Consider the following 12643-nt stretch of genomic DNA (forward strand, 5'->3'; position numbering starts at 1 on the left):
GAGGCGGCGAGGCGTCAATGGCGCGCTCGGTACCATCGTCGCGGCAATCGGTAACCGAAGGTGCTTTCGAACGGAATGACATGACTGAACGCGTCGAAGAGTTGGAGTTTCAGGCAGAGGCCCGCCAGCTGCTGAACCTGATGGTCCACTCGGTGTACTCCAACAAGGATTCGTTTCTCCGCGAACTCATTTCGAACTCGTCCGATGCACTGGACAAGCTGCGGCTGGAGGCCTTGCGCAACAAGGATCTGGACGTCGACATCTCTGATCTGCACATCGAGATCGAGGTCGACACCACCGCCCGCACCCTGACCGTTCGCGATAACGGGATCGGGATGACACGCGACGAGGTCGTGGAGCTGATAGGCACTCTCGCCAAGTCCGGAACCGCCGAGCTGCGCCAGCAGCTGAAAGAGGCCAAGAAAGCGGCGGCCTCCGAGGAACTGATCGGCCAATTCGGTATCGGCTTCTATTCGACGTTCATGGTGGCCGACAGGGTCGACCTGCTGACGCGCAAGGCCGGCGAGAGTGGGGCCACCCGCTGGGTGTCCACCGGGGAAGCGACCTACACGATCGAATCCGTCGACGACGCTCCGCAAGGCACGTCTGTGACGATGCACCTCAAGCCCGAAGACACCGAGGACGAGCTGCACGACTACACCTCCGACCGCAAACTCAGGGAGTTGGTGAAGAAGTACTCCGACTTCATCGCCTGGCCCATCCGGATGCAGGTCGAGCGACGCACCCCGGCCGCCGAGGAAGGCGGCGAAGAGCTCGTCACCGTCGAAAGCCAGACCCTCAACTCGATGAAGGCGCTGTGGGCCAAGTCCAAGGACGAAGTCTCCGAAGACGAGTACAAGGAGTTCTACAAACACATCGCTCACGCCTGGGACGATCCGCTCGAAATCATCGCGATGAAGGCCGAGGGGACCATCGAATACCAGGCCCTGCTGTTCATCCCGACGCACGCTCCGTTCGACCTCTTCACCCGCGACGCCAAGACCGGCGTGCAGCTGTACGTCAAACGGGTTTTCGTCATGGACGACTGTGACGAGCTCATGCCGATGTACCTGCGCTTCGTCAAGGGCGTCGTGGATGCACAGGACATGTCGCTCAACGTTTCTCGCGAGATCCTGCAACAGGATCGGCAGCTGACGACGATCCGGCGCCGTCTGACGAAGAAGGTCCTTTCGACGGTCAAGAGTCTGCAGTCAGAACGTCCGGAGGATTACCGCACGTTTTGGTCCCAGTTCGGCAGGGTTCTCAAGGAGGGCCTGATGTCGGACTTCGAGAACCAGGACACACTGCTGCGTCTCTCGTCGTTCGCCTCGACACACAGCGAGGAGGAACTCACGACACTCGCCGAATACGTCGAGCGCATGAAGGACGGCCAGGAGCAGATCTTCTATGCCACCGGACAGTCGCGTGAGCAGCTTCTGAAGTCGCCGCATCTCGAGGCGTTCAAGGCCAGGGGCTACGAAGTGCTTCTGCTCACCGATTCGGTCGACGAGATATGGGTGCAATCGGTGACCGAGTTCGACGGCAAACCGGTGCAGTCGGTGGCCAAAGGCGAAGTGGACCTCGACTCCGAGGACGAGAAGGCGGCGCACGCCGCTGAGCGCGAGGAGCGGGAACGCGATTTCGCCGACCTGTTCACCTGGCTGAAGGAGGTCCTGAGTGACCAGGTCAAGGAAGTACGGCTGTCGACCCGCCTGACCGAGTCCCCGGCCTGTCTGATCACCGACGCGTTCGGAATGACCCCGTCGCTGGCGCGCATCTATCGGGCTTCCGGACAGGCGGTTCCAATCGGGAAAAGGATTCTCGAACTCAACCCGAATCACTCGCTCATCACCGCCCTGCAACAGGCGCACAGTGCGGGCGGCGACGACGCCCACATGTCCCGCCTCGCCGAGACTGCCGAATTGCTTTACGGCACAGCTCTTCTCGCCGAGGGCGACATACCCGAGGATCCGGCCAAGTTCGCAGGTCTACTTGCCGACCGCCTGGCCCGGACTGTCGGCTAAAGCAGTCCGAGCAGTTGTAGGTCGGTGACGTATTTGACGATGGTGGGCGCGGTGATGTGGGGAATATCGTTGTCGGAACCGATCTTTGCTTCCTGCACGGCAGCGCGGAACCGGTCGGTGGGCCCGTAGGAGCCCAGAGTCGGCGGCGGAGCCTGCACACTGCTCGCACCTTCGCGCACCACCAATAGCAGCTGCAGCACCGAGTGCTGGCGCGGTCGATCCGGCAGCGCGCGCAGCCCGGCCTCGAAACGCGACAACCACTCCCCGAAATCGGCGATGCGCTCGATGGGATAGCCGGCCTCGATCAACCAGTCGACATACTCGTCGATACCGATCCCGTCGTCGTGCGGGTTCATCACGTGGTACGTCTCGAACCCGTCGACGACCGCGGTACCCAGCGTCGCGACCGCCTCGGCGACGAAATCCACCGGCAGCCCGTCGAAGTGCGCGCGTTGCCGATCGCCGTCGGCGTCAAGCTCGTAGAAAGACTCAGGCGCCACACCCGTGGAAACCAGGCTCAGCACCATCCGCGCCGCATTGTCGGAGGCGTTGAGCTGGCCGGCATAAGTGGGATCGGCCATGATCATGCCCGAGCGGAACACCGCGACCGGAAGCCCACAGAGGTCGTGGGCCTCGCGTAGCAGCACCTCGCCCGCCCACTTGCTGTTGCCGTAGCCATTGGCGTAACTGGCATCGATGGCGCGGGTGGGACTGATGTCGCGGATGTCGGCATCCTCGGTGAAGGCCGACGGCTCGATCTGCTTGCTCACGTCCGCAGTCGAAACGAAGGTGTAGGGCTTGAGTTTCGTGGTGACCGCGAACCGGATCAGCTCGGCGGTGCCCACCACGTTGGGACCGAACAACTCGCAGTACGGCAGGACGCCGTTGACGAAGGCCGCCGAATCGACGATCAGGTCGACGGACTCGGCCAGCCGCTGCCAGGTCTGCTCGTCCAGGCCCAGACCGGCCTTGCCTTTGTCGCCGGCGACGACCTCCAGATGCTCGGCGGCCAATTCCTGGAAATGGCGCAGCAGCTGTTCATCGCCGCTGTCGAAGGTCTCCTCCAGCCGGCGTCGCGCGTCCTCGTCGTCCTTGCCTCGGACAACACAGATCAGCGTGCCTCCGAGCGGACCCAACCGCTCCAGCCATTCGAGGGCCAAATAGCGCCCGAGGAAACCCGTCGCCCCGGTCAGCAGGACTGTCCGAACCTCACCGCTGAACGGGGGCAGCGTGGGGGCGGCGGCCAGGGTCGGGGCGTCGATGAACCTGTCCAGCGTGAGGTCACCGGCGTGCACCTCGGTGGCGTCGCGGCCGTGGACGGACGCAAAACTGGGTCCAGCGGCTGCCGATAGTGCGTCCGAGCCGGCATCGCCGTCCACGTGCCGACTCAAGGTACTGACCGTCGGCGCCTCGAATATCGCATGCACGGCGACGTCGGCATCGAGGCCTGTGTTGATGGCGGCGATCACGCGCATCGCCGAAATCGAATCCCCGCCGAGGTCGAAGAAGGAGTCGTCGACCCCGACCCGTTCGACTCCGAGGACCTGGGCGAAAATCCCGGCCATCACCTCCTCCACCGCGTTGGACGGGGCGCGGTAAACCGTTGCGCCGTCGCGATACTCCGGGGCTTGCAGGGCAGCAGTGTCCAGCTTGTTGTTGGACGTCAGCGGCAGCGCTTCCAACACCACGATCGCCGACGGCACCATGTAGGACGGCAGTTGCTCCGCGAGTTGGGCGCGGAGCTCGCTGGGGTCGGCGGTCCCGGTGACGTAGCCCACGAGCCGCTTGTCTCCCGGGCGGTCCTCGCGCGCGATCACGACCGCCAGATCCACACCGTCGAGCTCGGCGAGCGCGGCCTGGATCTCACCGAGTTCGATGCGATAGCCGCGGATCTTGACCTGCTCGTCGGCACGTCCCAGGTACTGCAGCTGACCATCGGGACCCCACCGCACCAGATCCCCCGTGCGGTACATCCTTCTTCCGTGCGCCCCGAATGGGCACGCCACGAACCGGGACGCCGTCAAGTCGGACCGGCCTACGTAGCCGGCTGTCACGCCCGCGCCTGCCACATACAACTCACCGACGACGCCAGCGGGCACCGGTTGCATCCACGCGTTCAGCACGAACAGTGCCGCCCCGGGCACCGGCGAGCCGATGGGCACCACACCCGACCCCGGCGACAGCGGTGAACTGATCGCCACACACATCGTGGTCTCGGTCGGTCCGTACGCGTTGATCATCACCCGTCCCGGCGCCCACCGATCCGCCACCTCGGTCGGGCAGGCCTCACCGACCACTGCCAGCGCCGTGGACTCCAGACCTTCCGGTGACAGCATCGACACCGCCGACGGCGTCTGGGTGAGAACGGTGACCTGTTCACTCACCAGCACGTCGTGGAAATCCTGCGGCGACTTCGTTACGGCCTCGGGCACCACCACCAGCCGGCCACCCCGCAGCAGAGCGCCGCAGATCTCCCAGGCCGAGACGTCGAACGCCAAGGAATGACACAGGGGCCACACACCTGCTTGTGGCAGACCGGCATCCAATGACGCCATCAGCCGCGTCACGTTGTGGTGAGTGACCGCAACGCCTTTGGGAACACCGGTGGTGCCGGAGGTGTAAATCAGGTACGCGACATCGTCCGGCGTCGGCGCCTGCAACGCGGCGGCGGGTTTGGCGTCTGCCGCAGGATCGTCGACGTCGATCACCACCACGCCGCACCCGTCCAATCGCGACCGCAGCCCGGCCGTGGTGATCACGGCGGCCGGCGCGGCATCAGCGAGGATGAACTCCAACCGGGCGGCAGGCACCGCCGAGTCGATCGGCAGATATGCCGCCCCGGCCTTGAGCACCGCGAGAATCGCGATGACGGCCGCAGCGGTTCGCTCCGACATCAACGCCACACACTCACCCGGGCCCACACCCTGGGCCGCGAGCAGGTGCGCCAACCGATTCGCGGCCTCGTTCAGTTCGCGATAGGTCAACGACCGTTGCCCACACACCAGCGCCACTGTCTCCGGTGCGCTGTCAACATGTTTGGCGAACAACTCCGGAATCGACATCCGAGTGGGGTCCAGTTGCGCCAGCACCACGCGGTTGCCCCACTCATCGAGCTGCTGGTGCTCTCCGGCATTGAGCAGGTCGATCGACGAGACCCGTGTTGACGGGTCCGCGGTCATGGCCACCAACAAGCCTTTGAGGCGCTGGACGAGCGCTTCGATGCCGGCGATGTCGAACAAGTCGGTGTCGAATTCGACGCGAAGACCCAACTCATGACCCGGAATAGCGACCACCGACAGCGGGTAATGGTTGTATTCGCGGCTGCTGAACTCGGTCATGGCCAACTCGTGCACGCCCAGCAACGCGGCGGCGTCGATCGGATAGTTCTCGTACACGAAGACTGTGTCGAACAGTTGATCGTGTCCGGTGATTCGGTGAATTTCGTTGAGCGGCAGGTGTTCGTGTTCGATCGTGTCGTTGTGGTGGCGTTGCAGCTGTCCGAGTAAGTCGGCGACGGTGGTCGATGCGGACACGTGCGCCCGGACCGGCACCGTGTTGATCATCAGGCCCACCATCGAGTCCGCCCCGGCCAACTCAGCGGGCCTGCCCGAAACCGCGGTGCCGAACGCGACGTCGTATTGACCGGTCTGCCACATCAACAGCTGCGCCCACGCGGCCTGCAGCACTGTGCTGATGGTGGTGTGGCAGGACCGCGCCAGCTCGCCGAGGGCCCGCGTGGTGTCGGCACTGAGTCGGAACGATTCATGGCTTCGCCGACCTGCCGCGGCTGGTGAACCCACCAGGGTGGGGGTGTCGAATCCGTCGAAAACCTTGCTCCAAACCGCTTGTGCGGCAGGATGATCCTGACAATCAAGCCACGTCACGAACCGTCGGAACGGTGCGGGCGGGGCGAGCCGATCTCCGAAATAGCTGGTGAATATCTCCCGCAGCAGGATCGGCTTCGACCATCCGTCGAGCACGATGTGATGGTTGGTGAGCACAAATCGGTGCTGGTTGGCTCCGGTGCGGATCAGCGCCGCGCGGAAGGCCGACCGTTCGGCGAGGTCGCAGACCGCGGCCCGCTCCGACGCGCACAGTTGCTCGACCTCTGTCTCGGACTGGCAGTCATCCCAGCGCAGATCCAGGTAGCGCCAAGCGATCACGGGATCGGCGGGAATGATCTGCACCGGCTCGCCGAACTGTTCGGAAAAGCGCGCCGCCAGGTTCGGGTGGCGGCGAACGACGTTGTCCACCGCCTCGCGAAGGCGGCCCGAGTCGAGCGGGCCGGTGATGGTGATGTCGAGCTGCACCGCATAAACATCGTCGTCAGAGCCCGCGGCGAAGCGCGCGTGAAACAGCAGACCCTGTTGCAGCGGGGTCAGCGGAAGCACGTCGCTGATGTCCTGCTGCCGGCACAGGTCGTCGATCTGCTGCTGGCTCAGTCGGGCCGGAGCAAGATCCGACGGCGTCAACCCGCCACCGCCATCGCGCACGTGTGCACAGATGCCGGCCAAAGCTTCGAACCACAGTTGACTCAGCCGGTCGATCTGCGCGCGATCGAGCGCTGAGGGTGCCCACGTCCAGCTGGCCTGCAGTTGCGGACCCGCATCGGTGTCGAGGGTGCCCGCGTTGAGATCCACGGTGTGCATCAACGGCATGGCGACCGCCGAGGCCGCGCCGGTCGACGACAGGCTCTCCTGACTGAGCTGCCAAAAATCGTCGGAGAGATCGCCGGCACCGGCGCCGAGACGCCCGAGGTAGTTGAACCCGATCGCCGGGTCGGCCCCGCCCAGGTCGACGTCGGGGTTCAGGTAGCGCAGCAGACCGTAGGTCAAACCGTCCGGAAGTGCGCGCAGCTGTTCCTTGGCGTCCTTGACGACCGGACCCAGCGCGGCGTCACCGGCGACGACCTGCGCCCAGGAGAGCTCACCAAGAGCGAGAGACACCGGATATTTGGTGGTGAACCAGCCCACCGTGCGGGACAGGTCGACGTTGGAATCCAGCTCCTCGTTGCGGCCGTGGCCCTCCACGTCGAATCCGATCGGCGCGTCGCCGGTGCCAAGGAACTCCGCGACCGCCAGCCCTAACGCGATCAACAGAATGTCCTGCACCCCAGCATGAAACGCCGCGGGAACCTCGCCGAGCAGGGAGCGCGTCGTCTCGACATTCAGCGACACCGGCAACTGTCCGGCGCTGACGTAGGTGTCCTCGGGCTGCACCGCCGGAAGTGCCGAAGGGATCGCCTCCACCTGCCGCCACGCCGCGGCGTGATCGACGACCTCTGAACTGTGTGCATGCTCTTCGAGCAGCGAGGCCCACCGCTGGAAAGACGTCCCGCCCGTCGGCAACTCGATCGATTGACCACTGTGATGCTGGGCCCATGCAATATTGATGTCTTCCAACAGGATTCGCCACGACACCCCGTCGACAGCCAGGTGGTGAATCATCAACACCAGCTGGCTCGTCGAAGTCACCCACAACGCGCTGAGCATCGAACCGGCAGCCGGGTTCAACCGCGACCGCGCCTCCACCAGTGCGTCATCGGTCAACGCGTCGACGACATGCACGCAATCACCGGCGTCCACCGAACCGGGTTCGGGCACCGCCAGTGACCACCCACCGGCCTCGTCATCGTCGGCGCGCAACCGCAACGTGGCGTGCCGATCCAGCAGCGCCTGCAACACGACCACCGCGTCGTCCTCGGTCACGCCTGCCGGAGCCTGCAGCACCAAGGTCTGGTTGAACTCGCCGACCGGACCGTCGACGCCGCGCAGCCAACGCATGATCGGGGTGGGCACCACCTGCCCGACACCGTTATCGATCTCGTCCGCTTCACCGCCGGCAACCTTGGCTACGCGGGCCAACCGGGCCACGGTCTGCTCGACGAACACATCGCGCGGCCTGCACGACACCCCCGCCGCCCGAGCGCGGGCCACCACCTGCATCGACAAGATGCTGTCGCCGCCCAAGTCGAAGAACGAGTCGTCCACTCCGACCCGCTCCACACCCAACACCTGGGCGTAGATGTCGGCCAGCACCTCTTCGACGAGGGTGGCCGGTGCCCGGTAATCAGTTCCGAGCCCCCCGTACTCCGGGGCAGGCAGAGCGCGCTTGTCCAACTTCCCGTTGACCGTCAGCGGCAGCGCATCGAGCACCACTACCGCGGCCGGAACCATGTAGGCCGGGAGCCGATCTGCCAGCGCACCACGCACTCCGGACGGGTCGACGGTCCCGGTGAGGTATCCCACGAGGCGCTTGTCGCCGGGACGGTCCTCGCGCGCGATCACCGCGGCCTGAGTCACGCCGTCCAGCGCCGACAGCGCGGCCTGCACTTCGCCCAGTTCGATGCGATAGCCGCGGATCTTGACCTGCTCGTCGGCACGTCCGAGATAGTGCAGCTGCCCGTCCTCGCCCCACCGCACCAGATCCCCGGTGCGATACATGCGTGCGCCAGGACCCCCGAACGGGCATGCCACGAACCGCGACGCCGAGAGGCCGGGTCTGCGCATGTAGCCGGCGGCCACCCCGCGGCCGGCCACATACAACTCGCCGACCACGCCCTCGGGCGCGAGCCGTAACCACCTGTCGAGCACGAGCAGCGCCGCCCCTGCCACGGGTGAACCGATCGGCGCCACTTCGGATCCCGGCGTCAGCGGAGTACTCATCGCCGCGTAAATCGTTGCCTCGGTGGGTCCGTACGCGTTGATCATCACCCGCTCAGCCGTCGCCCACCGGTCGACCAGAGCGGTCGGGCACGCCTCCCCTGCGACAACCAACGTGGCGGACTCCAACCCGTCCGCCGAGAGCATCCCTGCCGCAGAGGGGGTCTGACACAGAACGCTCACCTTTTCGGTGATCAGCAATGCGTGCAGATCGTCCGGCGAGGTCGCCGACTCCGGCACGATCACCAGCCGGCCACCGTGCAGCAGCGCACCCCAGATCTCCCACACCGACACGTCGAAAACCAGGGAATGCCATTGCGACCACACCTGTCCCGGCCCCTCAGGCAGGCTGGCGTGCAGCGACTCGACCAGCTGCGTGACGTTGTGGTGAGTGACCGCGACCCCCTTCGGGACACCAGTGGTGCCCGACGTATAGGTCATGTAGGCGTGGTCGTCGGGTGCGGGGCCGGGCAGTGCGGTGCTCGGTTCAGCGGCAAGGGCGGGATCGTCGACGTCGATGACGAGAACGCCGGACGCTTCCAGTCGCGACTGGAGGGCCGCCGTGGTGACCGCGGCGACCGGCTGGGCGTCGTCGAGCATGAATTGGATCCGGACATCGGGGTGCGCCGGGTCGATCGGTAGATACGCCGCCCCGGTCTTGAGGACCGCCAAGATGGCCGTGATCGCTTCGGCGGATCGCGGAAAAAGCAGCGCAACAACCTCACCCGGGCCGGCGCCCCGCACCGCCAGCAGGTGCGCCAACCGGCTGGACGTCTCATCCAGTTCGCGGTAGGTCCACGACCGTTCGCCACCGACGAGCGCCACCGTCTCCGGGGCCCGATCGACCTGTGCGGCGAACAAATCCGGAATCGAGACCGGTGCCCCCGCCGGTTCGTTCAGCACCGCCCGATTGCCCCACTCGGCCAGCAGGTCGTGGTCCTCGGCGGCGAGCACATCGATCGACAGCAGCCGCCGCCCCGCATCAGTCGTCATGACTCCCCCAAGTCGGCGGTCACGGCCGCGAGCTCCCCCGCTGCGGCGTTCCGCTGTCGCAACTTCGCTTGGCAAACGGCTGCTCAGAGCCCGCTGTGCCGCGAAGGCGTTGTTCACCCTGGAGAATGTGCGCCAAGACCCGCTCCCACACCAACGGCTCGTGGGCTGCGGTGATGGCCGAATATCGACGCGTCCGCAAATACTTGGTCAGATCGTCGGGGCGCCCTACGATGGTCGGTTCCGATCGGACCGACGCAGATGGCGTATTCGCATCACGCTTGCCCGCGGCGCTGGGCAATCGGTGAAGGCTGGCCATAAGGTGTGTTGCTCCTCATCGTTGACTAAGACGAAAAAACTCAATTGCCTTCGTCGAGAGGTTTGACGCCCAGTTTCCTCCAGGATTTTTAGTCCACGCAGCAAACATACTTCAGGCCATCACATTGGTTCGCGTTTTGGACTTCTTGATAAATGCAGATGCGTTGACGATCCGGGAAGTGCGTCGCGGTGGGCTCAGGCAATCGCAAACCCCGGCTACCTCGCTGATTGCGATTCCCCGGCTCACAACGTTGAGAATCCGCGGCCTCAGTGCGGTGGCCGCATGATCAGCCCCTGACCAGTGGGCAGCGTGCAGATCGACACACCTAATTCATTAGCCACTCTGTCCATTGCGAGGCGCTGTTCATCGCGGCCCCGATTGGCATAGTCGTCCAAAAGCACGAAGGCTCCCGGAGTTAGTCGCGGCCAAAAGTAGCGCAGCGCCGCAACTTCCGGGGGGGCGCAATTCATGTCGATATGCAGGTAGGCCACCTTCTGCGAGCCGACCTGATCCAGCGTCTCGGGAACGGTTCCGGGGATGATGCGCACGTTTTGCCACTCCGCGAAATTGGCTCGCACACTGTCGACCGAATTGGCGTAGTAACCGAAGTGCACGGCCGCCTGACTCTTGTCCAGGGCCCCTTCCTCGCGTTCGACGTCCGTGACGAAGCGTGCATCCATCCCGTCGAACGTATCGAGTAGATAGAAGGTCTTCCCGAGCCGGTCCCAATCGAGGTGCTGCATGATGCCGCTGCTCAAGAACCCATGGCTGCAACCGCATTCGACGAAATCACCCTCGAGCTTGCTGGCACTTTCCGCCGCCCACATCCCGACCTGGAATCGAAACTCCCAGTGATAAAAGTCCTCGCCGCCGAGAGCTTGCACGCCACGCTGATAGTTGCGCCGAAACTCCGGGTCGTCCCGAAATGCATCGCTGTTGAAACAAATCAGCGCGTCATCGGAGTAGACGTCGGGAAGGAAAGTGCGCGGTATCCAATACCCCGTACGCAGCACAAACCAGGCAAGCCGGAAGCTCTTCGGCCAGGTCTTCATTACCCCCACGGCGGAAACCATATATCGGTGTGTACGGCTTCTGAGGCAAAAAACCGCTTCGCGAAGTGGATAGCTGGGACAGGCGTTATGCGCCCATGCAGACTGGGCACGGAGACGGCATCAGTGGGCGCATGCATTCGACCGCGACCGCATCACGAAATCCTTGAAATCGTCAGTAGTTCTGACAGCTGGCAAACATCTGCTGGATAACTGGGAAGGCTTCCGCAGCACCAGGGTTGTTTCGCACCTGGTCGATCAGACTCCTGCGCTGGTCCGGGGACGAGCCGACGAATACCCGCAGGAATTCCAGATTCGGGGGCGAGGAGTCGAGGTACTGCGCGGCCATCGGATTCTCCGCGTGGACCGCTGCCATCGCCTGGTCGTAGGTGCAGGTGGTGTTGATCATCGGTTCGAATTCGGGCTGCGCGGATGCGCTCCCGGCTCCGGCGGCCAACGACACTGCCAGTCCGCCTACTGCGGCAGTCAGCCTGGCCAACGACAGTTTGATCATGTGCTGATCCTTCCCCTGCTGCGCATAACGCAAAACCCCGCCCGAACCGGACTCTAAACGCCCGGCGCCAACCTTGCCTGCGTATTCAGCAAGCGAGCGCAGGCGCGCAGCCGTCAGGCGAGGCTGAAGCCCCTTGCGAGCTGCCAGAGCGCGATGAGCACAAAGAAGACGAAAAGGATGTGGCGATTGTGCGCCCGCGCCCACTCGTGCAGCGGCCGAAGTAAGACTTCGGTTCGCTCGGGAGCGACCAGATAACTGATCAGGACAATTTCGAGAACCGCGAGGAAGCCGAGGACGAACGCGATGGCACCGATGACCTGCTCGCCGATCCCGGCTCCCGAGGCCACGATGGTGGTGTCTATGAGCAGCACGAGCGTGGCTGACGGCAGATACATCATGCCGAACACCAGAGCGACCCACAGCGACCCGTTTTCCCACGTGGCGAAGAGGCGGCCGTACATTCGCTGGATGGCCGACACGGCTTTGAGGGCCGTGTTTTTCGCGTGCGCCAGCGGCCCCGAGATCGAGGGCGGTTCATCGAGCACCATGGTGGACGCCTCGCCACCCCCTACCGGCACCTCTGCGCGTACACGCACTCGGGGACGTGCCATCACGGCCGCCATCGCGAGCAGGACCACAGCCAGCACAAGCGGCGCAGGCCGGATGACGCCGGGTGAGGCGTCAGCCGAACTTGCCAGACCGTCCGCGAACGACGCGAACCCGGGTGTCACGTGCAACAGCGCCAGCGGAACCAGGAACAACGGAACGTTCACCAGCATTGCGCCGAGCCAGTAGACGAACAGGTTCTGTACGGGCCGCGGTCGCGAGATGACAAGCAGAATCATCCCGAGCAGCATCGGATTCAGCGAGATCAGAGCCGCTAGCCCGAGGAGCGAGCCCCACATGGGCTACAGAAGTCCGAGCAATTTCAAGTCCGTGACGTACTTGACGATCACCGAAGAAGATACGTGGGCGATGTCGTTGTCGGGACCGATCTTGGCTTCCTGCACCGCGGCCTGGAACCGGTCGGCCGGGGCGTAGGAGCCCAGCGTCGGCTCGGGAGCCTGCACATCCTTCGTCCCATG

Annotated in this window: 6 protein-coding genes and 1 pseudogene; 1 reads left to right on the plus strand and 6 read right to left on the minus strand. The window is 64.6% G+C overall.

What is annotated here, in order from left to right:
* The first annotated feature begins 80 nt into the window (after positions 1-80).
* Positions 81-2024, plus strand: coding sequence for a molecular chaperone HtpG (gene htpG / locus AB4Z42_RS09360; protein WP_442008833.1), 1944 nt, complete (start codon positions 81-83; stop codon positions 2022-2024).
* On the opposite strand, the gene AB4Z42_RS09365 is transcribed toward htpG, so the two are convergent.
* The 6 genes and pseudogenes from AB4Z42_RS09365 to AB4Z42_RS09390 all read right to left on the minus strand — a co-directional run.
* Positions 2021-9679: an amino acid adenylation domain-containing protein gene (locus AB4Z42_RS09365; protein WP_442008834.1), complete on the minus strand. Its 7659-nt coding sequence runs from the start codon at positions 9677-9679 to the stop codon at positions 2021-2023. The two genes, htpG and AB4Z42_RS09365, sit on opposite strands and share 4 nt — an antisense overlap.
* A gap of 288 nt (positions 9680-9967) precedes the next feature.
* Positions 9968-10068 (minus strand): annotated as a pseudogene (locus AB4Z42_RS09370) (MbtH family NRPS accessory protein); the annotation flags it as partial.
* Positions 10069-10261: 193 nt separating this feature from the next.
* Positions 10262-11047 (minus strand): class I SAM-dependent methyltransferase, encoded by a 786-nt coding sequence (locus AB4Z42_RS09375; RefSeq protein WP_442008901.1) that lies wholly within the window; start codon positions 11045-11047, stop codon positions 10262-10264.
* Positions 11048-11219: 172 nt separating this feature from the next.
* Positions 11220-11558 carry a hemophore-related protein gene (locus tag AB4Z42_RS09380; RefSeq protein WP_442008835.1) on the minus strand — a complete coding sequence of 113 codons (339 nt, stop codon included), beginning with the start codon at positions 11556-11558 and terminating at the stop codon, positions 11220-11222.
* 113 nt (positions 11559-11671) lie between these two features.
* On the minus strand, positions 11672-12463 hold the full coding sequence (locus AB4Z42_RS09385) for a GAP family protein (protein ID WP_442008836.1): 792 nt from the start codon (positions 12461-12463) through the stop codon (positions 11672-11674).
* A gap of 3 nt (positions 12464-12466) precedes the next feature.
* On the minus strand, positions 12467-12643 hold a 177-nt coding region (locus AB4Z42_RS09390), incomplete at its 5' end, for a hypothetical protein (protein ID WP_442008902.1).

Origin of the sequence: Mycobacterium sp. 2YAF39 (assembly GCF_052114565.1) — a bacterium.
Classification (GTDB): Bacteria; Actinomycetota; Actinomycetes; order Mycobacteriales; family Mycobacteriaceae; genus Mycobacterium.